This window comes from Antarctobacter heliothermus, assembly GCF_900188425.1.
Taxonomy (GTDB): domain Bacteria; phylum Pseudomonadota; class Alphaproteobacteria; order Rhodobacterales; family Rhodobacteraceae; genus Antarctobacter; species Antarctobacter heliothermus.
On the sequence record NZ_FZON01000059.1, the window covers coordinates 1 to 26,289 of the forward strand.

Annotated in this window: 20 protein-coding genes; 7 read left to right on the forward strand and 13 right to left on the reverse strand. The window is 63.0% G+C overall.

The genetic code is table 11. From position 1 onward, the window contains the following. The first annotated feature begins 351 nt into the window (after window positions 1-351). Entirely contained in the window at window positions 352-1,086 is a 735-nt protein-coding gene (locus CHB90_RS21265; RefSeq protein ID WP_245823330.1) for a Rossmann-fold NAD(P)-binding domain-containing protein, read from the forward strand. Here the strand turns inward: CHB90_RS21265 and CHB90_RS21270 are convergent. From CHB90_RS21270 to leuD, 3 genes are all read right to left on the reverse strand, one after another. Continuing rightward, window positions 1,022-1,864 (reverse strand): endonuclease/exonuclease/phosphatase family protein, encoded by an 843-nt coding sequence (locus CHB90_RS21270; protein ID WP_170941144.1) that lies wholly within the window; start codon window positions 1,862-1,864, stop codon window positions 1,022-1,024. The two genes, CHB90_RS21265 and CHB90_RS21270, sit on opposite strands and share 65 nt — an antisense overlap. 100 nt (window positions 1,865-1,964) lie before the next feature. Beyond that, the gene (locus CHB90_RS21275; RefSeq protein WP_089279828.1) at window positions 1,965-2,786 is read right to left on the reverse strand and encodes a hypothetical protein; all 822 of its coding nucleotides are present in this window, start codon (window positions 2,784-2,786) and stop codon (window positions 1,965-1,967) included. A 384-nt stretch (window positions 2,787-3,170) separates the two neighbouring features. Next, the gene (gene leuD / locus CHB90_RS21280; RefSeq protein ID WP_089279829.1) at window positions 3,171-3,776 is read right to left on the reverse strand and encodes a 3-isopropylmalate dehydratase small subunit; all 606 of its coding nucleotides are present in this window, start codon (window positions 3,774-3,776) and stop codon (window positions 3,171-3,173) included. A 303-nt stretch (window positions 3,777-4,079) separates the two neighbouring features. On the opposite strand from leuD, the gene CHB90_RS21285 reads away from it, so the two are divergent. Then, window positions 4,080-4,478, forward strand: a complete 399-nt coding sequence (locus CHB90_RS21285) for a CVNH domain-containing protein (protein WP_089279830.1) — start codon at window positions 4,080-4,082, stop codon at window positions 4,476-4,478. A 59-nt stretch (window positions 4,479-4,537) separates the two neighbouring features. Here CHB90_RS21285 and leuC read toward each other — a convergent pair whose 3' ends face one another. Next, the gene (gene leuC, locus CHB90_RS21290; RefSeq protein WP_089279831.1) at window positions 4,538-5,944 is read right to left on the reverse strand and encodes a 3-isopropylmalate dehydratase large subunit; all 1,407 of its coding nucleotides are present in this window, start codon (window positions 5,942-5,944) and stop codon (window positions 4,538-4,540) included. Window positions 5,945-6,326: 382 nt separating this feature from the next. Between leuC and CHB90_RS27380 the strand changes: the two genes are divergently transcribed. Then, window positions 6,327-6,449, forward strand: coding sequence for a hypothetical protein (locus tag CHB90_RS27380; RefSeq protein WP_281256132.1), 123 nt, complete (start codon window positions 6,327-6,329; stop codon window positions 6,447-6,449). 102 nt (window positions 6,450-6,551) lie between these two features. Here CHB90_RS27380 and CHB90_RS21295 read toward each other — a convergent pair whose 3' ends face one another. Next, window positions 6,552-7,511 carry a PLP-dependent cysteine synthase family protein gene (locus CHB90_RS21295; protein ID WP_089279832.1) on the reverse strand — a complete coding sequence of 320 codons (960 nt, stop codon included), beginning with the start codon at window positions 7,509-7,511 and terminating at the stop codon, window positions 6,552-6,554. A gap of 43 nt (window positions 7,512-7,554) precedes the next feature. Beyond that, on the reverse strand, window positions 7,555-7,863 hold the full coding sequence (locus CHB90_RS21300) for an EthD family reductase (RefSeq protein ID WP_089279833.1): 309 nt from the start codon (window positions 7,861-7,863) through the stop codon (window positions 7,555-7,557). Between the two features lie 134 nt (window positions 7,864-7,997). Here CHB90_RS21300 and CHB90_RS21305 point away from each other — a divergent pair, with 134 nt between their 5' ends. Continuing rightward, entirely contained in the window at window positions 7,998-9,176 is a 1,179-nt protein-coding gene (locus CHB90_RS21305; RefSeq protein WP_089279834.1) for an acetyl-CoA C-acyltransferase family protein, read from the forward strand. Window positions 9,177-9,235: 59 nt separating this feature from the next. Here CHB90_RS21305 and hemA read toward each other — a convergent pair whose 3' ends face one another. Continuing rightward, on the reverse strand, window positions 9,236-10,450 hold the full coding sequence (gene hemA / locus CHB90_RS21310; protein WP_089279835.1) for a 5-aminolevulinate synthase: 1,215 nt from the start codon (window positions 10,448-10,450) through the stop codon (window positions 9,236-9,238). Between the two features lie 174 nt (window positions 10,451-10,624). Here hemA and idi point away from each other — a divergent pair, with 174 nt between their 5' ends. Continuing rightward, on the forward strand, window positions 10,625-11,155 hold the full coding sequence (gene idi / locus CHB90_RS21315; RefSeq protein WP_089279836.1) for an isopentenyl-diphosphate Delta-isomerase: 531 nt from the start codon (window positions 10,625-10,627) through the stop codon (window positions 11,153-11,155). Window positions 11,156-11,171: 16 nt separating this feature from the next. Here the strand turns inward: idi and CHB90_RS21320 are convergent, their stop codons facing one another. The 6 genes from CHB90_RS21320 to CHB90_RS21345 form a co-directional block, all read right to left on the reverse strand. Continuing rightward, window positions 11,172-11,819 carry a M15 family metallopeptidase gene (locus CHB90_RS21320; RefSeq protein ID WP_089279837.1) on the reverse strand — a complete coding sequence of 216 codons (648 nt, stop codon included), beginning with the start codon at window positions 11,817-11,819 and terminating at the stop codon, window positions 11,172-11,174. Window positions 11,820-11,895: 76 nt separating this feature from the next. After that, window positions 11,896-13,332 carry an SH3 domain-containing protein gene (locus CHB90_RS21325; RefSeq protein WP_089279838.1) on the reverse strand — a complete coding sequence of 479 codons (1,437 nt, stop codon included), beginning with the start codon at window positions 13,330-13,332 and terminating at the stop codon, window positions 11,896-11,898. A gap of 140 nt (window positions 13,333-13,472) precedes the next feature. Further along, complete coding sequence (locus tag CHB90_RS21330; protein WP_170941145.1) at window positions 13,473-14,897, reverse strand: SH3 domain-containing protein; 1,425 nt, start codon at window positions 14,895-14,897, stop codon at window positions 13,473-13,475. Between the two features lie 223 nt (window positions 14,898-15,120). Then, window positions 15,121-17,142: a penicillin-binding protein 1C gene (pbpC, locus tag CHB90_RS21335; protein WP_089279840.1), complete on the reverse strand. Its 2,022-nt coding sequence runs from the start codon at window positions 17,140-17,142 to the stop codon at window positions 15,121-15,123. Continuing rightward, complete coding sequence (locus CHB90_RS21340) at window positions 17,139-17,693, reverse strand: putative glycolipid-binding domain-containing protein (RefSeq protein WP_089279841.1); 555 nt, start codon at window positions 17,691-17,693, stop codon at window positions 17,139-17,141. Before CHB90_RS21340 ends, pbpC begins: the two co-directional genes overlap by 4 nt. Next, window positions 17,690-23,122 (reverse strand): alpha-2-macroglobulin family protein, encoded by a 5,433-nt coding sequence (locus CHB90_RS21345; protein ID WP_089279842.1) that lies wholly within the window; start codon window positions 23,120-23,122, stop codon window positions 17,690-17,692. The genes CHB90_RS21340 and CHB90_RS21345 overlap by 4 nt, the downstream gene beginning before the upstream one ends. A 173-nt stretch (window positions 23,123-23,295) precedes the next feature. On the opposite strand from CHB90_RS21345, the gene CHB90_RS21350 reads away from it, so the two are divergent. Beyond that, window positions 23,296-25,857, forward strand: coding sequence for a response regulator (locus CHB90_RS21350; protein WP_089279843.1), 2,562 nt, complete (start codon window positions 23,296-23,298; stop codon window positions 25,855-25,857). Window positions 25,858-26,020: 163 nt separating this feature from the next. Continuing rightward, window positions 26,021-26,289, forward strand: a 269-nt coding sequence (locus tag CHB90_RS21355) for a transposase (RefSeq protein WP_170941086.1), incomplete at its 3' end; no start/stop codon positions are given.

The window sequence follows — 26,289 nt, forward strand, 5'->3', positions numbered from 1 at the left end:
TCTCCGGCCGCCGGATGACGCTCGCGCTTGCAAGCAGCGCCGCGCCTTTCTGGTCTATGCTATGGCCGACAATCATCAGGATGCATTGGGCCGGCCCCTGATCCGAACCGCCTGTATGACCGCGCTTCCCGACCGTCGCCACCGATCCCGGTGGCGTTCAACGCCGTGTGCGGATGCATCACCGCGTTCGCCCGAAAGCGCCGCGAACACATCCACCCACACGTATGACGCGAACGTCGGCAGCGTGATCGCCCTTCCTGCCACACGCAAGGTCAAGAAACCCGACCGCGCCCCGAAATCACACCGCACACGGACCGCCGGTGAATATTGCGGGCTGATTGGGCGGCTGAGGTGCCACGCCTCACGGATCAGGTGATCGCGGCGGCGCGGATGTCCGGCGCGACGGTCATCGTTCCCGGCAACGTCTATGTCTTTGGCAAGGACGCGACAGAATGCCTAGGCCCCGATGCCCCTCACGACGCACGAAACCCGCTGGGCCGGATACGGGTGGACATGGAAGCCGCCTATCGCAACTCCGGCGTGAAGGTGATCCTGCTGCGGGCGGGCGATTTTCTGGACACCGCCGCGTCGGGCAACTGGTTTGACATGCAAATGGCACCGACACTCCGCAAGGGGGTGCTGACCTATCCCGGCAATCCCGGCGTGCCGCACGCTTGGGCCTATCTGCCCGACATGGCGCGCGCCGCCGTCATGCTGGCCGCAAAGCGGGCGCAGCTGCCGCGATTCACCGATGTTGCGTTCCCCGGCTACACCGTGACCGGCAACGAGATGGCGGCCCTGTGTGGCAAAGTTCTGAACCGCCCTGTTGAAGTCAGGCGGATGGCTTGGTGGCCGCTTCGGCTGGCTGCTCCTTTCTGGAAGACAGGCGCAAAGCTTCTGGAGATGCGTTATCTCTGGGACAAACCGCACCATCTGTCTCGTGACGGGTTCGATGCGCTCTTGCCTGGCTTTGTTGCAACGGACATGACAGAGGCGCTGGCATCGGCGATTGCGCCGGTTCTCAGCGAAGGGCCAGGTCGACCCAGACAAGGCCGTGCGGCCCAAGGTCAGGCGACGGCGGCGTGACCCCGTTTTCGCCAACAACGATCGAGCGCTCAGGCAGGACATAGCTGACCCGCATCGGGCCGGTGCTGTCCCAGGCGACGGTCTGAACGCCCGGCATCGGATCTTGCAGGCGCGGATGTGCCAACAAAGTCCTAACCGCGTCGTGCAGGCCATTGCCACGCGCAGGGTCAAGGTTGAGATTGCCAATCACCGCCACGGGCCCTTCGGGGATCGGACCGTGATCACCGTTCAGAACATGTGCCCAAAGCAACACTTCATCCCGGTTGCGGCGCCCGTTGCGATCCTCCGGGCCGTCGAAAACCGGCGGTGTCGCCCCCAGCGTCAAGAGCGTCAGCGCCCCGTCCGGTGTCGCAACGCGCACAGCCCAAAAGGCCGAACTGGACAGGCGCTGAATCTCGAATGCTGGATCATCCATTGCGATCGCCGTGTCGTGGGTGTCCTTCCACAGAACATTGCTATGGTCGGCCAAGAGATCGACAGGAAACCGCGACAGAACCGCCATGCCCCCCTGCCCGGAAAACCAGCCGAACCCTTGCGCGTCCCGTGGGCCACCGCGCCGCCCATCGCCGTCAATGTCCAGATCCGTCGGCATCCCGGTGTTGGGCCGCACAGCCAGCAGGTGCGGATAGTCCAGCCCGGTCTTTCCCAGCACATCACGCAATTTGGACAAGGTGACCAGACCGGCGTCATAGTCGATATCTGTTAGCACAAGCACGTCAGGCGCTGTCGTCATGATTGGTGCCAGGTCCGGCACTGCCTTGTCGAGGTCTGCCAACATCAACCCGGGCCCTTTGCGACTGAAATCGCCATGCCAGGTTGCAACCCGCAATGGGTCCGCGCAAGCGGCGCAAGCTACCAGCAGATAACTGAGAAAAGGATCAGGCCGCCTGCAAATCCGCCTGCGCGTAGGCGCGGCGGCGCTTCTCCTCGATCAGGTCGGCGATACGCATCAGCGCCACCCCTCGCATGATCAGGCTTGCTGGCAGAAAGGCCCATGCACTTATCGTCCAAATCAACGTTTGCGTATCGGCCAGCGCAAGCGGAGTTGCATAGACCGCAGCGATCTTCAGGACCGCCGGGATCATGAATGGCAGAAGAAACCCTAAGGCTACGTTAACGTGACTGTCGCGCTTGAGCCGCATCAGAATGTCCCCGCCCGTGGTGGGGTCATACAACGGCAGGTTGATCCAGAAGTTGAAAGCGCCAGATCGCAGGGGCCAATCGAGCAGTCGGACAAGGGCCACAAAGCTCAGCAGGGTAACAAGAGAGATGACATAGGCCAGCCCGGCAAGAGACCGGATCTTGTCGGTCGCCTCGTCATCCGCCGCCACCAACAGCATCAGGCGCACCGGCGAAAACGGGAAATCCATTGCTGTGCCGATCATGGTGCCAAAGCCGGCCAGCGCCTGGGTCAGGGGGGTGGGCGCCATGTCGCCCCGGCAGATCAGCGTCAACAGCCCTACAGTGACCGCCAGAGACGCGAACCGGATACGGTTGAATGGTGGCGCGGCACGAAACTCTATCAGGGACGGCGACTCTGCGAGGTATTCGACAAAGGTCAGGATCGCGGCCAGCAAGCCGATCAAGGCAATCATCTGGGTGGTCTCGACACGGGTGCCCGGCAGCAACAACGCCGGTGTCGCCACCAGCAATGCAACAAGGAACGCCCGCACAGCGGCGGCCACCATTCGCGTTATCACAGCTCTGCCCTTTCGATCCGGACGGCCGCGATACGATGCCGCGCCCTTGTTCCATCCCGAGCCCGCACTTTGTGGCGGGTTGCCTCAATCTTGCCCAAGTTTTGCCCCGTTTGCCTCAATTGCTCAAGCGGTCAGGGTAGGCTTACGCAGATTCATGGCCGTTTCGCGGAGGCAGTGGTGCGGGATTGCATCAATTCGCGGGCACAAATGAGGCACTTCAAGAACGCATCGCAATATGTTGCGGTAAAAGGAAATTCCACCACAACCGGATCAATGGGGACAGCCCTGTCCGGTTTACGATTTCGAAAGGATTTGGGCAGGTAAGGCCTGTGGCACAGGCAAGGCACCTCTCCCACCCACGCGCGGGAGAGGTGTGTCACATCCTCAGACCCAGGGACGCGCCTGGGCGGCTTGCACCTCAAATGTGTCGATCGACGATACTTTCTCCATCGACAAGCCGATATCGTCGAGACCGTTCAACAGGCAATGTTTCTTGAACGGGTCAATCTCAAACGCAAAACTCTCACCATCCGAAGAGGTCACGGTCTGCGCCTCAAGGTCAACGATCATCCGGGCGTTTGACCCCTTTTCGGCGTCCTTCATCAGCACATCGACCGCCTCACGTGGCAGCGTGATCGGCAGAATGCCGTTCTTGAAACAGTTGTTGTAAAAGATGTCGGCAAAGCTGGTCGAAACAACCGCCTTGATGCCGAAATCCTTCAGCGCCCAGGGCGCATGTTCACGCGATGAGCCGCAGCCAAAATTGTCGCCAGCCACGATGACCTGCGCCTCACGGTATTGCGGTTTGTTGAGAATGAAATCGGGGATCTCGTCGCCGTTGTCATCAAACCGCATCTCATCGAAGAGATGAACGCCCAGACCCGACCGTTTGATCGTTTTCAGGAACTGTTTCGGGATGATCATGTCGGTATCGATATTGACCAGTGGCATCGGTGCCGCGATCCCGGTGAGCTTTTCGAACTTATCCATGTCAAAGCCTCCTTGGCTTCAGTTGAGGGGCAGGGGTCGGTCTGGACGCCCGGCCTGTGCCGGGGCTGTCGGCACGACCTGCCGCAAGATTTTAGGGAATTGGCGCACCCGGATCGTGACGGCCGGGGACGGGGAAAACACCGCTGTGACGCGGGCAAGGGTTGTGGCATCTTCCGTTACGGCAACTTTTCTCCAAAAAGGACCAGAGCCGCTCTCGCACTCTACCCTTGCGGGAATCGTCACCTCAGGCAAAGCTGAGGTGGCAGCCACTTTGACGGTTGTCTTTTGGATTGGGAGATCAGAATGAAAACCTTTGCAGCAACAGCCTTTCTCGCCTTTGCCGCGACCTCTGCCTTTGCTGGCAGTCACTCGGGCGCAAGCACCTTTCAGAACACATGTTCGAACATCGCGTTCCAATATGGGTCGGACGGCAGCGCCCAGATCGCCGCTGTTTGCCTGAAGGCCAACGGGATGCCAAACCAGACCAGCATCGCGATGCCGCCGATTGGCAACAACAACGGCATGCTGGAGATGGGCGGGAATGCCGCGACCTTTCAGATGAGCTGCGGCAGCATCACGCTGGAGGCCGAGGTCAATGGCGTCACGTTGTACGCAAACTGCCGCACGTCCAGCGGCGAGTTCATGGAAACCTCCATCCCTGTTCCCGGCATCAACAACTCGGATGGCACCCTGACCAACTGAGGGTTGATAAGCAGCGTAACGTGGGGCGTCCCGACCGGGGCGCCCCTTTGCCGTCCGCATCACACCAGCTCGCGCACGTCGGTGATGTGCCCGGTGACTGCCGCCGCCGCCGCCATCGCGGGCGACATCAGGTGCGTGCGACCGCCGCGCCCCTGACGACCCTCAAAGTTACGGTTCGACGTGGCGGCGCAACGCTCACCCGGCTTCAGCTGGTCGGGGTTCATCGCAAGGCACATGGAACAGCCCGCAAGGCGCCATTCGAAACCGGCCTCCTTGAAGATGTCGGCCAGCCCTTCCTCCTCGGCCTGCGCCCGCACAAGGCCAGAGCCGGGCACGATCATGGCGCGCATCCCTTCCTTGATCTTGCGCCCTTTCAGGATTTCCGCAGCGGCGCGCAAATCCTCGATCCGGCCATTGGTGCAAGAGCCGATAAAGACCGTGTCGATGGCGATCTCTTTCAGTGGTGTGCCGGGTTTGAGATCCATGTAGTCCAGCGAGCGCTGGGCTGCGGCGACCTTGCCGCCCTGAAAGCTGTCGGCAGAGGGGACCAACGCGCTGATCGGCAGGGCGTCCTCGGGTGAGGTGCCCCATGTCACGGTGGGTTCAATGGATTCGCCCGCAATGGTCAAAACCTTGTCCCATGCCGCATCATCGTCTGAATAGAGCGTCTTCCACCAGTTCAGCGCCGCCTCCCACTGGGCGCCCTTGGGCGCGTGCGGGCGGCCCATGACATAGTCATAGGTCGTTTGGTCCGGTGCGATCAGGCCCGCACGGGCACCGCCCTCGATCGCCATGTTGCAGACCGTCATGCGACCTTCCATCGACAGGTTGCGGATCGCTTCGCCGCAGTATTCGATGACATAGCCAGTGCCGCCGGCGGTGCCGGTTTCGGCGATGATGCGCAGAACGATGTCCTTGGCAGTGACACCAGGCATCAGCTTGCCGGTGATCTCGACCTTCATGTTCTTGGACTTTTTCTGGATCAGCGTCTGGGTGGCCAGCACATGTTCCACCTCTGACGTGCCGATGCCATGCGCCAACGCGCCAAAGGCCCCATGCGTCGCGGTGTGACTGTCCCCGCACACCACAGTCATGCCCGGCAGGGTCCAGCCCTGTTCGGGGCCAACGATGTGGACGATGCCCTGACGGATGTCGGACACCGGATAATAATGAATGCCAAAGTCCTTGGCATTCTTGTCCAGCGCGGCGACCTGGATGCGGCTGTCTTCGGGCATCTGATCGGGATCGTCGCGGCCTGCCGTGGTGGGCACGTTGTGATCCGGCACGGCGATGGTCTTGTCCGGTGCGCGCACAGTGCGGCCCGCCATACGCAGACCCTCAAAGGCCTGCGGGCTGGTGACCTCATGCACAAGGTGCCGGTCGATATAAAGAAGGCAGGTGCCGTCAGTGTCCTCATGGACGACGTGGGCATCCCAGATTTTGTCATAAAGCGTCTTGGGGGACATGTGTCCTCTCCCGTTTGTTGGCGTTTGGCTGTTTGGAAAGGGTGCGCTTGCGGGGCGCAGGCAATCAGGCGCGCGCCGGTCGCCGGGCCAGCACAGTGTGCGTGGCGCCGTGGAAACGTTCGCGCAGGCGGGCGCGGTCGGTCCTGTCGACATGGGGTGTCATGAGAATGCCTGATACAGCCTGCCGCAGATTCCCGCAAGAGACGCCGCACCGCGCGGGAAGACGCCCCCTGACCGGACAAACTGACGCGCCCCCCTTGCCCGGATGCGAGTTTTGCCTCACCTCCTTGCAATTCTCGACGTCCTCGAGACGACACTCCGGCAATAGTGATCCGTCACACCGTTCGCCGCGTAGACGACACGAAATTCAATGAGGCACCCAATGCGCAGCGCGCTGAACATCGTCAATCTCGTGCTGATTGCCGTCCTGATCGTGGCGGCCGTCAGCGTACAGGCGCGGGTCGAGACCAGTGGCGTCATGCCGTTGTACACGTTGGTTCACTGAGCGCAGCCATCGACCGGGCAACTGATGTGCAGTGACCCTCTCTATGTCCGCTGCCCCGCCCCTCCGCGCGGCATCCTGTGTTTACCGCCAAGCGAACCGGCGTCAGAAACCGTCGGCCCAAAGGTCAGTCGACAGATACTTGAGCCCGCTGTCACACAGGACAATGCCCACCGTTCGGCCCCGCTCGGCCCCGCGCAACAACTGCGCTGCCGCCGCAAGGTTGGCCCCGGCCGAATAGCCCGCAAACAGTCCTTCGGTCCGGGCCAGAAGGCGGGCGTGATCGCGCGCCTCATCCCCTGAAACGGTCACTGTTCCTGACAACTGCACCTCCCGCATGTGGTCCAGATCCGCCATGGCATACCCCCCGCCCTGAATAGGATGATCAGGATGCGAGGTGTCGCCGCCCGACAGCGCCTCTGCCCCAATCGGCTCGACCGCGTAGCAGGCAACACCCTTGGGTGTCAGAAACCGCGCCGTGCCGGCCAGCGTGCCGCCGGACCCGACAAAATCGGCAAAGACCTGAATCGCCCCGCCGGATTGTTCCCAGAATTCTGGCCCGGTGCCGGTTTCATGCGCCGCAGGGTTTCCCGGATGGCCAAATTGATCAGCACGAAAGGCGCCGCGCTCTGCCGTGACGCGCTGCGCCGCCGACTCGACCAACGCCAGATCAGTTCCGGACACCTGCCCCGGCGTGCCACCCGGCGCCTGATCGACCAGAACCACCTCTGCGCCCAACGCCGCCATCATGCGCGCCCGCTCGACCGAGTTGCCCCGGCTCATGACCGCAATAAACGGATGCCCGAGGATACCGCAAACGATGGCCAGCCCGGTGCCCATGTTGCCCGAGGTCAGCTCGACCACCGGCTGACCGGGCGACAGGCTGCCTTCGGCCTGCGCCGCCTCGATGATCGCCTTGGCGGCGCGGTCCTTTTTGGAGAACCCCGGCAAAAGAAAATCGAGCTTGGCCAGAATTCGTCCCTCAAGGCCCAGCGCCGCGCAGGCGCGGGTCAGGTCAACCAATGGTGTGTTTCCGATCGCGTCGATCGCAGAGGGCAAGATCATGGTGCGAGGCTGCGGTTGCAGCCTCGCCGTGTCAAGCGACGGCTCAGCCAATCACCTCACCCACCAACATTTGGGGCTGGGTGTTGGTGAAATTCGGGATGTCCTCCAGCAGCGGGCCCGCCTTGCCCATGCCCTCTTGCAACGCGTCACCGTCGTTGAACACCAGCGTGGCAATGGCGTGAAAGCCCGGCGGAGTGTCCGGGCCACCAGCCAACCCCTTGATAACGACCGTACGATCCAGCAATTCCCCCCAAACCTCGCCAACCATCTTGAGATGCGTATTGACGTAATAATCATAGTCAAAATGGGTGCCATCCGTGGCCGGATAGAGCACTTGAACACTTGCAGACATATCATTTCCTCCCGCTTGCCCCGCCGGTTTACCACAAAGCCCGCGCGGTTACGTCTCAATTTGCAAACCGTTCCGAAGGGCTGACAAACCCCGGCGCGGCGCGCATGATCGCGGCAACCCAAGGAGGAAGAGACATGAGCGACGATATCGTCATTCTGAGCGGCGCCCGCACAGCCATCGGCACCTTTGGCGGCAGCCTTGCCGGCACGCCCCCGATTGATCTGGGCACCGCAGCGGCCAAGGCCGCGCTGGAGCGGGCCGGGGTTGAAGGCGGCCAGATCGGCCATGCGGTCTTTGGCCATGTCATCAACACGGAACCGCGCGACATGTACCTCAGCCGCGTTGCCGCGATGCAGGCGGGCGTGCCCGACAGCGTGCCGGCGATGAACGTGAACCGCCTGTGCGGATCGGGGGCGCAGGCGATTGTCTCGGCTGTTCAGTCCTTGATGTTGGGCGATGCGGATTTCGCGTTGGCAGGCGGGGCCGAGGCGATGTCGCGCTCTCCGTTTGCGATCACCGATCAGCGGTGGGGCGCAAAGATGGGCGACATCAAGACTCTGGACATGATGCTGGGCGCGCTGAACTGTCCCTTTGGGACCGGCCACATGGGGGTGACGGCGGAAAACGTCTCAGCCGAACATGACATCAGCCGCGAAGCACAGGACGCCTTTGCACTGGAAAGCCAGACCCGCGCGGCGCGGGCCATAGTAGAAGGCCGCTTTGCCGAGCAGATCACCCCGGTTCAGGTTCGGGTCAAACGCGACATGGTGGATTTTGCCGTGGATGAGCACCCCAAGCCGACAACAGCCGAGGTTCTGGCCGGTTTGCGCACCGTGTTCAAAAAGGACGGCACCGTCACGGCAGGCAATGCCAGCGGCATCAACGATGGCGCGGCGGCTCTGGTGCTGGCGCGGGCCGGTGCGGCAGAGGCTGCCGGACTGAAACCCCGCGCTCGGGTGCTGGGCTACGCCCATGCGGGTGTCCGCCCCGAGGTTATGGGCATCGGCCCGATCCCGGCGGTGGAAAACCTCTTGGCCCGCACCGGCCTGTCAGTGGGCGATTTCGACGTGATCGAATCGAACGAGGCCTTTGCCGCCCAGGCACTGGCGGTGAACAAGGCTCTGGGGCTGGACGCCGCCAAGGTGAACCCGAACGGCGGCGCTATTGCGCTTGGCCACCCGGTTGGCGCGACGGGTGCGATCATCACGGTCAAGGCACTGTATGAGCTGGAACGTATCGGCGGCTCCAAGGCGCTGATCACCATGTGCATCGGCGGCGGTCAGGGTATCGCGCTGGCCATCGAGCGTATCTGATCTTGCACACCCCGGCCCGCCACGCATGAGGTGGGCCGGACGGCAGGAGCCCCCCCGCCCTACGCCACCGCATGCGCCAGCGCGCATTGCTTCCACAATACGGTCAGCGCCTCGACAAGATGGTCGATGTCCGCATCCGTGTGCAACGGTCCGGGCGTGAACCGCAGTCGTTCTGTCCCCTTTGGCACCGTTGGATAGTTGATCGGCTGCACATAGATCCCCCAATAGCGCATCAGGATGTCCGCCAGCATCCGACATTTCACCGGATCCTTGATCATCACCGGGATGATATGGCTGGGGTTGTCCAGATGCGGGATGCCGCGCCGGTCCAGCGCCGCGCGCAACCGCGCAACCTGACGCTGTTGCAGCGCACGTTCATCCCCAGACCGCTTCAAATGCGCCACAGAGGTCTGCGCCGCCGCGGCGACCGCGGGCGGCAAGGCGGTGGTAAAGATAAACCCGCTGGCAAAACTGCGGATGAAATCACACAGCGCGTGGCTGCCGGTGACATAGCCGCCCATGCAGCCATAGGCCTTGCCCAGCGTGCCCTCGATCAGCGTGATCCGGTGCGCCAGCCCTTCTTGTTCCGAAATGCCGCCACCGCGCGGGCCATACAGGCCAACGGCGTGGACCTCATCCAGATAGGTCAGCGCGCCGTGTTTTTCGGCAACCTCGACGATCTCTGCCATCGGGCAGATGTCGCCATCCATGGAATAGACCGACTCGAACGCCACGATCTTGGGCGCATTGGCGGGCAATGCGCCCAGTTTGCGGTCCAGATCCTCGGGGTCGTTGTGGTTCCAGATCACCTTTTTGGCGCGCGAATGGCGGATGCCCTCGATCATGCTGGCGTGGTTCGATGCGTCCGACAGGATTACCGCGTCCGGCAAACGCGCGCCCAGCGTCGACAGCGCCGCCCAGTTCGAGACATAGCCAGACGTGAACAGCAGCGCCTCCTCTTTGCCGTGCAGGTCGGCCAATTCGCGTTCCAGCGCCACATGGTGACTGTTGGTGCCGGAAATGTTGCGCGTGCCGCCCGCGCCAGTCCCGCACTGATCAATCACATCTTTCATCCGGTCGCGGACCAAAGGATGCTGACCCATGCCCAGGTAGTCATTCGAACACCAGACCGTGACCCGATCCGGAGCATTGGGATCGAGGCTGCGCGCGCTTGGAAACGCCCCGCAGTCACGTTCCAGTTCGGCAAAGACCCGGTAGTTGCCTTCGGATTTCAGCGCGTCCAGCTGCGCGGTGAACAGGGCGTCGAAATCCATGTCTTTTCTCCGGTGTCGTTTTCAAATCAAGGTCGGTCCACGTTGCTCAGGCTAGGGAGAACAGGCAGGGCATCACAGTCGGGTTTTCCTCCACCGTCCTTTCGGCGTGCAAATCCCCCACGCAAAACCCTATATAAACCGAACCCTGAAACGCCCCGAAGGCCCGAAAACGCCATGACGATCATGATTCCCGCCTGGGTGGACGGCACCCTGCAACCCATCGACAAGCTGGACGCGCATGAGCGCGGACTGCGGCACAAGGCTGTTTCGGTCTTTGTGATGCGCGGGGATGAGGTATTGATCCAGCGGCGCGCGCTGGGCAAGTATCACACCCCCGGTCTGTGGGCGAACACCTGCTGCACGCATCCATTCTGGAACGAAGCCGCCGAAACCTGTGCGCTGCGGCGTCTGGACGATGAGTTGGGGATCACCGGAGTCACTCCGCGCCACATGGGTCAGGTTGAATACCGCGCCGATGTGGGCGGCGGCATGACCGAACATGAGGTGGTCGAGATCTTTCGCGCCGAGGCAACCCCGCAGATGACACTGGACCCCAAGCCCGACGAGGTCATGGAAATCCGCTGGGTTGACCGGCGCCAGCTGGCCCGAGAGGTCGCTGAAAATCCCGCCCGGTTCACCCCGTGGCTGCGCATCTACCTCGACCAACACGCCGATCTGGTCTTTGGCGCAGCGGGCACGCCCTAGGGGCCGGACCCGACGGTCAGTTCCCGTTGGCCGAAAAGTGCTGGTAATCCTTCATCGAGGTCCAGTCACCGCCCCAGCCCCAGCCGCGTTTCTTGAAGGCCGTGACCACAGCATCGCCCGCAACGATCACGCCGCGCGCTAGCGCCTTGCGCTCTGCCGTCTCGTCAAAATCAATACCTGCCGAGGGCGAGGTGCGCCCGCCGTTCACATAGGGGTTTTGTACCGGATTGATGTCTATGGCCCGACCAAAGGCGTGTTGGGACAGGCGTGACGTCCCGGCGACCACCCGGCAATTAAAGGCGCTGGTGTTGTTCGCCGCCATGGAAAATCCGTCATCGCCACGAAAATGATGCACCAGTTTCATGCTCTGGATTGGATAGCCCGCCGCGTGAATATCAGCGAAAATATCCAGCATGTCCTTTGCCACATCATCTGCGACGATCAACTGGCCCTGGACCGTGCGCCCCTTGAAGTCGACATAAGGCACCGTCAGCAACCGCAGCTCTGCACGCGCAGGACAGGGTATACCGCTGTGCCAGCTAACCCCCTGCATCGCAGCCCATGTCTCATCCGGGATGGGCTGGGCGCTGCCGCGCTCTTGCGCAAGCGCCACCGATCCGACCGACAGCATGCCCAGACTTCCGGCCACCAGATATTTCCACATGAACCTGCTCCCCCAATACGGCGTCCGGGCAGAAAAACCCGGAGCGCCGCAAACCGCAAGTGCGGCTTTCCTGACGTCAGTCGGTCAGGAAATGACGGCTGACATAGCCGGTGACGCCAGACGAACTGATGACCTGATACCACAGCATGTTTTCCGCGATGCAGCCTTCGGCGCTGTCCTTCAGACCCACATCAGACGGGCTGCGCGACAGCCCGTCACAGATGCTGACACAGGTCGGACCACGCGGTGCGCCGCGCACTGGCAGCAACTGACCGACATCCGGCACCTGCACCCGTTCGGCCAGACGCAACTGGCCGACAATCGGCGCGCGCAGACCCGGCGCGGCGCGCAGGTTCACAAACTCATTGACGTTGATCACCTGCGCATTGGTCTGGGTGAGGCGGCAGGAGGTCAACCCGCCGGTTGCACCACCGCCAGGGGCACCGCGCGCAGCACGAAAAAACCCGCTGGATCGCAGGTCGTCACCGGGTCGGGGGATTGGCAGGGTGTCGATGCGTTGCTCTGACGGGTACAGCATGTAGGCATAGACTTTGCCGGACACATCCTGATCGGTCGCCCCCCCAGTGTATTGCGCGACGCCGACATATTCGACCGTGCTGTTATCGCTGAAGCCACCTCCGGCGAAAATACCGATCTCGCATTGGGCGGAGCCCTCATAGCGGAACTCACGAGAGCTTGACGCCCGCAGCGTATCATCGGTCAATTCCTCATAGCTGAATTCCAGCTTAAAGGCGCTGCCGTATTCCGAGGGCGAATAGTCAAGCAGCCCGGAATCGACGTGCCAGCACGCATGGCTGAGGGCCTCTGAAACACCGCCCGAAGGCAGCGCCACGGGTACAACATCAATCTGCCATCGCGCCGCCTGCCCCACGGTTTCGACATAGGTCATCTCGAACGGCGGGGTTCCCAACAGTTCAAGAAACAAAGAATCCGGAATGGAGGTCAGGCTTTCGGCCCGGTGGCGCAGGATGCCGGCCATGCTGTCCAGCGCGATGGCATAGGCCTTGTCGACTTCTTGACGGGAATAGGACCGCTCTCCGAGCAGCAGCGAGGGCGCGTGAAACCCGACCTGGGCGCGCGGGTGCATGACCCTGTCGATGGAGAACGCGCCACCCGCCTCCGGGTTGTTGAAACGGCCCGCCAGAAACACAATCGAACAGGCGCTTTCGCAGGACGCCCCATCGGGAACCGCTGTACCGAAATTCCACTCGGCAATCAGATCGGCCATCGCCAACCCTTCAAGCAGGGAGCCCCCCGGCGAGTTCAGACAAATGCGCCGCCCGATCGGGCTGTATTCGGTGGGATAACCGATCTCTTCAAAAACGGCGCGCAGGGCATCCGCGTCGCCTTTGCCGATCTGGCCGTCGATGGCGATGCGGCATCCCATCTCCTGCGACCCGCCAAGGGCAATGGTCGCGGCGGTCGACGGCTGAGGCATGAGGAATACGGCGCATGTCAACGCCACAAGGAAGGATCTGAATATCATATGCATATCGGGTCTCGTGCTGGGAAATATCCGGCCAAACCTAGCATGCGGCCGCCCTTGCGCGAAGAAGGGATTGCGGCGCCTCTTGTGTCAACACCCGACCTGCACAGGCAGAGGTCCCGGGTCAGGCCCGGGACACGCGCGTCTTAATCGCCCAGAAACTTGCGGCTGACATAGCCGGCGGTGCCTGACCCGTCGCGGATCTCGTACCAGAACACATTCCCCGCGATGCAGCGATCAACCCGCGCACGCAAATCAGTGTCAGAGCTGTCCACCGCAAGATCGTTGCAGGCCTTCAGGCAGGACCGCACCCGCTCCCCGGTTCCGGGCGTGCGCAAGTCCTGCGTTGCGATCACACGCACCTTTTCCCCCAAGGGCACCTTGCGCAGAACCTCGGCCTCAAACCCCGGACCGCTCCGCAGATTGACATAGTCATTCACGTTGACGATGCGCGCCTCTGGCGACAACAACCAGCAGGATCGAATCTCCACCTCTGAAAGCTCCTCGCGCGCCGCCGCCTGAATGGCCGCGAAAAAGATCTGTTCGCCGGTTTCCGCCGCGCTCCGCGCCACCGGCAGGGCCGACAACGGCAGGCGCGGATCGTGGAACATGTAGGGATAGACGTCACGACGGGTGATCTCATTGGCGACCCCGCCTTCGATCGTGACATAGCCGATACCATCCAGCGGATCGCCATCCGCGCGCAACGTCATGTCGCAATTTGCCACGTCTTCCGCCCGAAATCCGCCGCGCGAGGTGACCTGCGCGTGGTCCGCGCCAAGGTTGGCATAGGTAAAGGGCAGGTTGGAGGAGCCATACAGGTAACTGTCCGAGGGGCGCTGATCCAGCATGCCGCCATCGGCGTTCAAACAGGCATGGCGCAGGGCCGCGCCGATGTCCTCAGCCGTCAGCGCAACCGGGGCGACCTCGATTTGCCAACGCGCGGCCTGTTCCACCGTCTCGACGTAGGTCATGTCGCTCGCGGGCGTGTTGAGGATGGTCAGGAACAGAGAATCCGGGATCTCGGCCGCGTGGTCGGACCGCAGACGCAGAATTTCCCCCAGACTGCCAAGCGCCACGGAATAAGCCCGGTTGATCTCGTCCCGCCCATAGGCGCGATCCTCGACCGCCAGCGCCGGGGCGTGAAAGCCCAGCTTCCCGCGCGGATGCAACACCCTGTCGGGGATGAAATTGCCATCCGCCTCCGGATGCGCAAACCGCCCGCCCAGAAAGACCAGTGCGCAGGCACTTTCGCATGTGGCCGCTTCGGGCACGGCGGTCCCCATAAACCGCTCCGCGATCAGATCACCCATGCGCACCGCCTCGACCAATGACCCGCCCGAACTGTTCAGACAAACCCGCTGGCCAACCGGACTGGTACCGTCCGGAAAGGGCAAGTCGCGCAGCGCCACGTCCAGCCGGTCCCCATCACCCTTGGCGATGGGTCCGTCTATGCGCAACTGACACCCCATATCCTGACCGTCGGACAGCGAAATATCCGCCGCGTGACCCGCACCGGCCATGCCACCAAGAACGGCGGCCAGTGCCAGCCGCCTGAGCCCCTGAACCATGTAAATCTCCGTCTGCTCGAACCTCGACATGATTCTAACATGGCAAAACAGCTTTGTGGGCGGGGAATTGCCGCGTCGATTCAGCCGGCAACGGATTGCCGAATCGCCCGGCCAGAACCGCCGGAGCCCCTTGAGTTTCTTCTGTCCAAAAATATCCCGGGGGGGGGGTCGACCAAAGGGAGACGGGGGTCATGCTGCAAGCATGCCTTTGGCATGACGCCCCCTACCGCAGTTCGATTGACACCCGCCCGGATGCCCCCTGAGCATCAATCACTGACAAGGTCGTGAAACCGGGACCACGCACCGGGGCCAGAAACTCGGGTCTGCGCAACCCCGTGGCCAGAACAGCCCCGTCCGCCAAAAGGGTATAAGGCGGAAGCCCACCGCGCAGTTTGACCGGCACCCCTCCCCCCGTGGCAGCCAGCAGCGCCCCATCCGGCGGAAAGGTCAGTTGCAGTGTCGGCACGGTTTCGCGCGGGCCAAACCGTTGCAACGGTTCCGGCAGTTGCGCGCGACTGACCAGCAGGGTTTCCGGCGGCGGCGGGGCCAGCGGTTCCATCCGCGCCTCAGCCCGGCCCAATGCCTCGAACAACAAGGGGGCGGCCAGCGCCCCGCCAAAGGCGCCAGGCACCGGCGTGCCATCGGGCCGACCGATCCAGACCCCTGCCACATGACGCCCGGTCCAGCCCAGCGCCCAGGCGTCGCGATGCCCGTATGAGGTGCCCGTCTTGTAGGCCACGCGCCCCGGTGGCCCGGCAGAGGCGGGCGGCGCGACGTCGGCCAGGATATTGCCCACCTGCCAGGCGCTGGCCGGGCTGAGAATGCGGCGTGCAACATCCGCGCCCCTGTCCTGATCGGCGCGCCAGCGCAGCGGCAGCGCCTCACCGCCGCGCGCCAGCGCCGCGTACAACTGGACCATCTCCTCCAGCGTGACACCGACCCCGCCCAGCGCCAATGCCAGACCGGGCGCGCCGCCCTGCAATCCCGGTTCGATCCCGGCACGTTCCAGCGCAGCCATCAGATGCGCCGGGCCAAGTGCCTCTGTCAGGCGGATTACCGGGATATTCAACGACAGTTGCAGCGCGCGCCGCACCGGCAATTCGCCCCGATACGCACCGTCAAAGTTCTGCGGCGCGTAGGTACCAAACTGCACTGGCGTATCCAGGATCAGCGTTTCAGGATGCGCCAGCCCCCTGTCAAAGGCCAACCCGTAAACCAGCGGTTTCAGCGTCGATCCCGGAGAGCGCTGGGCCTGCGTCATGTCGACAAAGCCTTGCCCGATCATGTCGGTGTAATCCTTGGAGCCGACAGAGGCGAGGATTTCACCGCTTTGGTGATCGGCCAGGATCAACGCGACGGACAGATGTTCATCCCGGCCAGACATGTAGCGACGGGCCAGATCCTCCAGACTTTCCTGCAGCGCCCGGTCCAGCGTCAGATCATGCCGTCCGGGGCCCATCGCAATGGCCCGGTCGGCCATATGCGGGGCAAGCTGCGGCATCTGTTTGCGGCCCAGCGGCGCCGGGTCCAACCGGTCGGATTGCGCGGCTCCCATCGGAATGACACCGGCATTCGCCATCCGCATCAACACGCGGTTGCGGGCGATCCGGGCGGCGTCGGGGTAGCGGTCCGGGCGACGGCTTTCGGGGGCCTGCGGCAGGGCCACCAGCAGGGCCACCTCGGCGGGTGTCAGGCGGGTCGGTTCCTTTCCCAACCAGATCAACGCAGCCGCTCGCAACCCTTCGACGTTGCCACCATAGGGGGCCAGCCGCAGGTAAAGCGCCATGATCTCATCTTTGGTCAAATGCCGTTCCAGCGCCAGCGCCAGCCGCATCTGGCGCAGCTTTCCGCGCCATTGGCCGGTGGTGCCATCCTCCAGCAAGCGCGCCACCTGCATGGTCAGGGTCGACGCCCCCGAAACGATATGACCACTGCGCAGCGCCTGCCCTGCGGCGCGGGCGGTGGCGCGCAGATCGACGCCGTTGTGGTTGTGAAACCGCTTGTCCTCATAGGCGATCAGCATTCTGAAAAACAGCGGATCGACCTGATCGAGCGACACCTCCATCCGCCATAGCCCGTCCTCGATGGTATAGGCCCGCAGCAGCACGCCGTTTCGGTCGCGCACCTCGGGCGAGGTGGCGTGGACAAGCACAGGCAACGATGTGGCGTCGATGAATGCGTCAAAACGGTCGCGCGCAAAGGCGGTCGCCCAAAGGGCAACCACCAGTACGAGCAGCTTTTTCACTCACCCGCCTCCCAGAGGCCGGGATAGGAGGTTATGAACCCGTGACGGTCCACCGCCAGTTGGGTTTCGAACCCGGTTTCCTCTGCCGTGTAGCGCACCATGCCACCACGTTCCCGCGTATAGCTTTGCGTCAGGGGCGACACCAACGGACCGGGAAACCGGACCCAAGCAGCCGTTGTGTCCAGTCGCCCAACCTCTGGCACACGGTTCAGCGGCATGAGATTGGTGGCTGGGGTAAAGGCAAGGTCGACATCCTCGGCCCCGTTCAGGTCCGGGCGTGCCTCGTCGTTGACCACCCAGCCATCGCCACCGCGCATCAGACGGATGGCGATGGCTTCGCCAGCATGCTCTCCGGTGACATCGGCGCTGGTGGTGCGCCAATCGTCATCGACGCGGATCACATAGTCCAGTGCGGCCCAGCCGTTCGCATCGCGGAACCGCGCATGCCCTACCAGCATCCAGCCCTGATCCAGTCGGGCAAGGCGGCACTTGTCCTCACCGTCCCGGTCAAGCGCGCGCCAATGGGTTGTCGCAATCGTCTCACCGCTCATGGCAGAATCGTCACCCGGTCAGAGGCCGTCGTGGCGCGATACTCTGGCCGGTACATGTCCTCGACCAGAGCCGCCGGGTGGTGAAAGGTGCCGGGCGACACCGCGCGCAGGACATAGGCCAGTTTCAACGGTTTTTCGTTTTGCTGCGTCACGGCAGCCAGAAAGCGATCGGTACGAAACTCTGCATGTTCCGCATCGGCCAGTTGCAGCCAGTCCAGCGCGCGGATGTCCCCGGAACGCAGCAGGCTGGGGTTGTCGATCTCGAACCCTGCAGGCAGAGCGTCGTCAAGGATCAGGCGCGCGCCGGTCTTTTCCGCCGGTTTGATCGTCAACACCGCCACCATGCGGTCACCTGCGCGGATCTCGGTGATCGGCTCACCGTCGAGGGTGAAATACTCACGCGTCAGCGCATAGCCATAGCCCCCCGCCTCTGTCGCACCCAGCGGCTTGCCCAGCGTGGTCAAGGTGACGTCGGTGGGCGTGTCAGAGGTATTGGTCAGCGTCACCGGTTCCAGCCCTTCGGCCTCTATCCGGCGGACAAAGGGGCCTTTCAATGCCTCTCCGTTCAGTGCGAGGCCCGAAACGGTCGGGTCCTGCACCATGGCGTGCGCCGCCAGCAGCGACCAGGCCTGCTCCTGCGTCGACAGCGGGCGATTGACGGCGGAGATGCGTCGTACAACAGCGTCGCGGTCAAACTTGTCTGTCCGCGCCTCCACCGCCAGTGCCAACAGTCCTGCGGCGTCGCGGACCGTGCTGCCATAGTCGGCGCGGTAGCCCTGTTTCGTTGACACCGGCGTCGCAGACAGATGCGCAGCCGCACGACCGAACATGGCGTCGGCGCGCGGTTGATCACCGTAGCTGGCCAATGCGGCGGCAAGCTGGGCCTGAGCAAGGGGGGTGGCAAAGTCATCCGCTTTCTCGTCGGCGTAGTACCGCAGGTCGCCCATGGCGGCCTCTCCTTCGCGGGCCAGCACCATCAGCGCATAGGCGATATCCTCGCCCCCCTTGTCGAAGTCCGGGGCATAGGCAATCCGGTTTCCAAGGTTATCCAGGGCATTCTGCCAGGCAATGTCGGGCACTTCGTAACCCGCGCTTTTGGCACGACTGAGGAAGTCGGTGACATAGGCGTCCAGCCAGAAATCCCCCGACCATGCCCCCCAGAGACCAAAGGCCCCGTTGTTGGCCTGCCGCGTCAGAACCTGCGCAATTGATTGTTCGATGCGCAGGTCGATGCGATCCTTGTTCCCAAGGCCCAAAGGCTCGGCAATCGCTGACATGTAGAGCAGTGGCAGCGCCTTTGACGTCACCTGTTCGGTACAGCCGTAAGGATAGCGATCCAGCGAGGCCAGCAGCCCCGGCACGTCGAACCGCGCCAGCGGCCCGGCTGACATCATGGCAGAGGCGCTGTCGACTCGCAGGTCAGCAAAGACATCCGCGTCCAGCGTAAAGGTCTGCCCGGCAGCCAATTGGAACCGGCGGGTCGCGCCCACATCTGGATCATTGGAACGCACGCCAAGCGTCAACGCCTTGGTCAGCCGCAAACCGTCCGGTGTGGTAACGGCGATTTCGATCTTGTGGTCGCCGATGCTGTCCGCGGTCAGTGGCAGTTCCAGAGCCAGCTTTTCGCCTTCTTCCAGTGTCACGGCTGCGGGCAGCGCGCTGGTGTCCAGAGTCACGCCATCGGCGCTGATCTCCAGCGGCATCTCACCCGCTGGCCCCTTGGCATGGGTCAGTTCTAGCAGCAGGCGGCTTTCGTCCCCCGGTGACAGGAATCGCGGCAACGAGGCCGAGATCACCACCGGGTCACGCACCAGCACATCAGCCTCTGCCGCACCAACGCCCGAGGGCGACCAGGCAACTGCCATCAGCCGGACGGTGCCATTATAGTCAGGAATGTCAAAGCTGACCTCGACAGAGGCATCCTCTGCGACAGGCAAGAGACCCGAGAAGAAGGCCACAGTTGCCTCTGTCGGTGGCGGGCTTTGCAGGCGCATGCCTGCCACGCCGTCACCACCCGAGCGGACAGCTCCCATCGCGCCATTCATGCCGTCGATCAGGCGGCCATAGATGTCGCGGATCTCGACCCCCAGACGACGCTGGCCAAAGTAGTAGCCCGCAGGATCCGGCGTTTCAAACGCGGTCAGGTTCAGGATGCCCAGATCCACAGCCGCGACGGTGACATAGGCCGTGTCGCCTGGGGTCACGTTGTCGATCTTGACCTTGGCGGTCAGTGGTCCGCGCGGCGCACTTTCCACCGGCGCATCAAAACTGACGTTCAAATGCGCGTCACCAGGATCAACAGCGGCATGGGTCAGACCCAGCGCGCGCGCCGGGTTCTGGCCTGCCGTCACATCCATGGGGCGGATCACCTGCGCGGTGACATAGACCCCCGCACCCCAGTCTTCGGTGACTGGCAGGGTCAGGGTGTTCTCACCTTCGGTGACGTCGACGGCCTGCATGGAAATCACGCGGTCAGCCAAGATCGTGATCAGCGCCTTGCCCGCGTAGCGCGGGACCATGCGCAGGGTCGCGGTCTCACCATCGGCATAGGCCGGTTTGTCCAGCGACATCTCCAGCATATCCGGCGCGTCGGCTGCCTCTGCTGGGGCGTACCAACCGGCCGAGAAACTCATCGACGCGGCCAGATAGGCACCGTCCTTGCGTTCCACCACAACCTCGAACTGGCCCCAGTCGACCTCGGCCGCGATCTGCAACGGGTCTGCGCCAAGTGTCCCCTCGCCACGGGCCACGGTTTCGCGGGAGGTCACCGGCTCCCAGTACCAGTTGCCGTAGTCCTGATACCATTGATAGCGGGTACGGACACGGTTGACCTGCCAGCTGACATCCATCTCCTGCGCACGCAGATCGGGGCCGACAGCCATCACGCTGAACCGCGCCTCGGCGCCCTCTGCGACCTCCTCGGCGGCGGGTTTGATGCCGATCATCGGCGTCGGCGGCGCAACCGGGCGCGAGACAGAGCGTTCAACCGGACGGCCAGACGCCTCTGACAGACGCAACACGGCTGTCGCAACCATTGGCCGACCCTGCGGGTCGATGTCAGGCATGGGCAGGACCAGTTGAGCGGCACCCGTGGTGTCCGTAGTCAGATCGGCATCAAAGCTCTCGATCCGGGTGACGGAATCGTCGTCGTGGCGTCCGAAACGGTAGCCGGGGAAGGTGTCCAAACGGGTCTGTGTAGACAGCCGCAGTTCGCCCTCGATGTCCAGATCCGCGCCGGGCGCGCCGAACAGATACCGCGCATCGACCCCCAGCAGGGGCGGTGACAGCGGGTTGATCGGGCCGTCCGGCAGGCTGAGGTCAAAATCGATACGCTCGGGGACGAAATCCTCGACCAGCAGTGTGTCAGAGGCCAGCGCCTCTCCTTTGGGATCGGCATAGACCGCCAGACGCCATGTTCCGCGCGGCACTGTCGGCCCCAGCGGCAGAGTATAGACATGCCCGCCCGCGTCGCCCCCGTCCGAAATGTGGCGCGAATATTCCACGCCGTCGGGACGGATCAGCACGGCGGTCAGTGGCACGTCATCCACCGCATCGGCCTGCGCATCGCGCAGCAAGGCGGTGACATTGATTTCTTCACCTGCGCGATAGACACCGCGATCAAAGGCCAGAAAGGCATCCAACGGACCGGCAGGCGCGCGGCCCGCAACGCCCCGGTCGCTGAGGTCAAAGGCCGGATCGGTCAACGAGAGAAAGGCGATATCCGCATCACCCCGCTTGGCCATGACCAGCGCAGGCGCGCTGCCGTCCGCGCCACGCAGCAACCCAGGCGCAAAACGCGCCACACCTGCGGCGTCGGTGGTCACGGTCTCCAACACGCGGTTGGCCTCTGCCAGCAGCGAGACCTCTAGCCCGTCCATCGGTGCGGCGCTGCCAAGATCGCGGGCAAAGACGGTCAGCCCGTCGGTGCCCTGAAGGGTTGTCAAACCAATGTCGGACAGGATGAACCACTGGGTCGAGCGACGTTCATTGCCCTGTTTGGGGTCCGGCACGGCCGCGGTCAGCGCATAGATGCCTGCAGGCAGATCGCCTAGCACATCGCCCATCGGAAGACGGGTCATCATGTCAGCGTTCAGGCGATTTTCAACCACACCTGTGCCGCGCCAGATTTCTTCTGCCACGTCGCGGGCGAAATAGTCCTCATCATAGCGGCCCAGCGGACGGCCAAAATAGTCGTCCCTGATGGCGCGGACCAAATTGCGGTCCGACACGCGGCGCAACACCAGATCGACCTCATCCAGATTGACGGTTTCGATCGGCAATCCCGCATCAGCGGTGCGCGGCAGCACATAGGCGCGCCCCGGAAAGCTGAGCGTCGGAGCGCGGTCGCTGACGTAGGCGGTGATCGGGACATCGCGGACCAGCGTCTCACCCGATTGGGCGGGAAGACCCGACCGGAAGGTGATCGTATAGCGCGCCCCGTGTTCGACCCCGGTCACGCAGATGCGCTGATCGTCCTGCACCACCGCAAGGCGCGGATCTGGCAGCTTGACGTAGGGCGCGTAATCTTGCCCCGCGCGGACCAGCGGTTCTGTGAAGCTGGCGCAAATACGCGGCGTTGCGGTGTCGGCCTCGACAAGGTGATCGTCGACCCGAAATCCGTATTTGCCAATGGCATCGTCCAGCATGTCGGTCACGAAGGGACGGTCATCCAGCGTTTCGGCCAGTCTGAGTGCAGGAATCATGTCCCTGCCGCGATCTTCGGCCTCCAATGCGTGGGCCATGTCGACAAGCGCGGTGATGCGCTGGCTGTCCTCGGCCGCGCGCAGGTATCCGTTGACAGAGGCCAGCAGCGCACGACCAAAATACTTGCGCTTGTCGGCGCCCTGAACGGTCTCTGCATAGTCGACCGACCATTGGCCGTATTGCAGCCACAGTGCCGGATCGTCGTTTTGCGCCAGCGCCGCCCCCGTCCAATGAATTGCGTCGCTCAGATCGCCGTTGTCACGCGCCTCTTGCGCCGCGTCCAGCAGGGCCGTGACCGTCCACTGGCCACCGCCATGGCGGACGGCCAGATCCGTCGCCTCTTGGTGAGCGCGGCTGATGTCGTTGTCGCGCAGGAAATCAAGGTCGCGGCGGCGGGTTTCGGCCAGATCCAGCGCCTCGGTCGGAGTGGCCACGACACGGCCCGAGACAGCCCCGTCATAGGCGGCGCGGTCCGTTACCTCTGCCTTGGGGAAACAGGCATTGGTGCGGGCATTGAACGTAAAAGCGATGCAGCCCGTCGCATCCAGACAGGCGCGTTGACAGGCATCCAGCGTCGTGTCGAACAGGCTTTGCAGGTCATTCCCGACATAATCGATATCCCGGGTGATCACGAATCGCCGGTCTGGCATGATCTCCTGAGCCTGAGCCTGGGCCGAGGACAAACCCGCGACAGCCGCCAGGGCAGCCAAAACAATGCGCCGCATAAAAAGCTCCTTTCAGAACAATGCATCCAATGGTGCCACGCAGGCCCCGCCAAGACAAGGATTCGACAGGGTCAGGGAATCCTGACCCCACCCATCCAACTTCCCCCCAGATTAACAGGATTTTCACCTCGGCGACGCATGAGTCAGAGGTGGCCTGCAAGGAGGGGCATGGCATGGACATGGCCGATCGCCTGGCCCAGGAACGACGCGCACGACTGGCCGCAGAGCGGCTGCTGGACCAGAAACAGGCCGAATTGTTCGAGGCCAACCGCCGTCTTGGTAAACACGCGCTGCAATTGCGCAATGAGATTCAGGAAACCCGGACAGAGGTCAAAGTGGTCCGGGACGAAAACCAGCGTGTCATGCACCAGCTGGGGGAGGCCACGCAAAAGATCGAGGTGGTGACCGATCAGCTATGGAGCGCGATGGAAACCATGCGCGACGGCTTTGCCATGTATGATGAAACAATGTGCCTGGAACTGGCCAATCCCGCCTATCTGCAAGTCTTCGAAGGCATCGAAAGCATCGCACCCGGCACCCCCTATGAAAATGTGCTGGGTGTTCTTGTCGGCGAAGGGATCGTCGACCTGCAAGGAGAGCAAGGCGCAGACTGGATCCGCCGGATGCGGGGCCGCTGGGACATGGATCCGATCCCGAATGAAACCCTGCGCCTGTGGAACAACCGGTTCGTCAAGCTGAATGATCGGCGGCTGCCCGACGGCGGGGTCGTCAGTCTGGGAATCGACATCACCGGACTGATGCGAATGTGGTCCGCGGTCGAGGAAATGCCCGACGGTTTCGTCATGTACGACGCCGAAGATCGTCTGCTGATGTGCAACCAGCAATACAAGGACATCTACGCCGCCAGCGCCCCGGCCATGCAGCGCGGCGCCAGCTTTGAGGACATCCTGCGCTATGGGCTGGCGCGCGGACAATATGCAGAGGCCAAGGGCCGCGAAGAAGACTGGCTGGAGGATCGGCTGTCCGCGCTCCGGCTATCCGAAACCGAACATGAACAGCAATTGACGGACGGTCGCTGGCTGCGGATTTACGAACGCCGAACGCGCGACGGCGGGCGTGTCGGGTTGCGGGTGGACATCAGCCAGATCAAGCAGGATCAGGAACGACTGAAAGAGGCGATGACCCGCGCCGAGGCCGCCAACCGCGCAAAATCCGCCTTTCTCGCCAACATGAGCCACGAAATCCGGACCCCCATGAACGGCGTTGTCGGCATGGCCGATCTGCTCATGGACACCACGCTGAATGAGGAACAACAGCTTTATGCCGATACCATCCGCAGCTCGGGTGAGGCGCTGCTGGTGATCATCAACGATATCCTCGACTATTCCAAGATCGAGGCAGAAAAGCTGCAACTGCACCCGGAACCCTTTGATCTTGAACGCGCGATCCATAAGGTCGTCATGCTGTTGCAACCCACCGCGCGGGACAAGGACATCGCGCTGTTCGTGGATTTCGACATGTTCCTGCCGACGCGCTTTATCGGGGATGCGGGCCGGATTCGCCAGATCCTGACCAACCTGCTGGGCAACGCGGTGAAATTCACCGTTCAGGGCCATGTGCTGGTGCGTGTGGTCGGCGTGCCCGATGGCGACGGCGATACCGCCCTCCACATCACGGTCGAGGATACCGGCATCGGCATTCCCCCGGATAAGGTTGACGATGTTTTTGGCGAATTCAATCAGGTCGAGGATGAACGCAACCGCAAATTCGAGGGCACCGGCCTTGGCCTTGCCATCACGCGCCGCCTTGTCGAACTGATGGGAGGAGAGGTCTGGGCCGAATCCGATCTGGGCAAGGGCAGTTGTTTCGGCCTGCGCATCCTCTTGCCGGCAGAGGAACCGGCGGTGTTCGAAACCGCAAGCCTGCCCAAGCACCTCAAACGCGTGCTGGTCGTGGACGACCACAACACCAACCGGGCCATCCTGTCCAAACAGCTGGAAATCATTGGCCTCAAGACCGACTTCTGCAAGACCGGCTCTGAAGCCATCGACCGCATCGAAACCCGGCCCGACCTGCTGCTGATCGAACAGGATCTACCTGACATGAGCGGACAGGAACTGGCCGCGCAGCTTTGCCGCAGTGGGCGGAATATTCCGGTCATCCTGTTGGCCAACAACCCGGCCCGGATCGGGAAACTCGCAGGATCAGAGGTGGCGGCCGTCCTACAGAAACCCGTGCCCCGCCGGATGCTGTTCTCGACGCTGGAAAAGATCGGGCCGGCCGAATATCCCAGCCACACACCCGCCGCGGAACCACGCACGGTTGAGCCACCGGCCCGCCCCGCCCCGCCTCAGACACCTGCCGCCACGCCTGAACTCTCGATGCCACTGGATGTGATCGTGGCCGAAGACAACAAGACAAATCAGTTGGTGTTTCGCAAGATGGCCAAGGATTTCGACGTGTCCCTGCGGTTTGCCAATAACGGGATAGAGGCGGTCGAGGCGTTCCGCGAAAGGCGTCCCGACATGATTTTCATGGATATCTCCATGCCGCAGATGGATGGCAAACAGGCGACGCGTGAAATCCGCACGCTGGAGAATGGCGGCCCCCCGGTTCCGATCATTGCCGTCACCGCCCATGCGATGGCAGGAGATCGCGAAAGCATCCTGGAGGCCGGTCTGAACGACTACCTGACCAAGCCGCTGCGCAAAGCGGCCCTAGGTGAAAAGATCAAACTTTACGCCCCCCAGCGCGACGCGGACCCAGCCGACTAGGCGCAGGTCACGCGGACCGGGCCTCGGCCTCTGCGGGGCGCAGAAACACCGGGCGATCCGGGTCTGACATATCAGGCTGATAGCAATACCCGCCAAGGGGCTTTGTTGCGCAAAGGCTGGTTGAGGGATTCATCTCGTGAATCCAGCGTGGTAGCTGTCCTGCATGAGCAGACCGATCCCGCCGAGCTACAAGACCAAGAACTGGCCGGCCTACAACGAAGCGCTGAAGCAGCGCGGCTCCCTGACGATCTGGTTCGACCCGGACATGGTCTGGGTGCCACCGCCGACCGGCAAGCGAGGCCGGCAGCCGCTCTATAGCGACGCCGCGATCCAGGCATGCCTGACGATGAAAGTCCTTTTCGGCATGGCGCTCCGGCAGACGACCGGGTTCGTTGAAAGCCTACTGAGCCTGGTCGGCCTCGACTGGGCGGT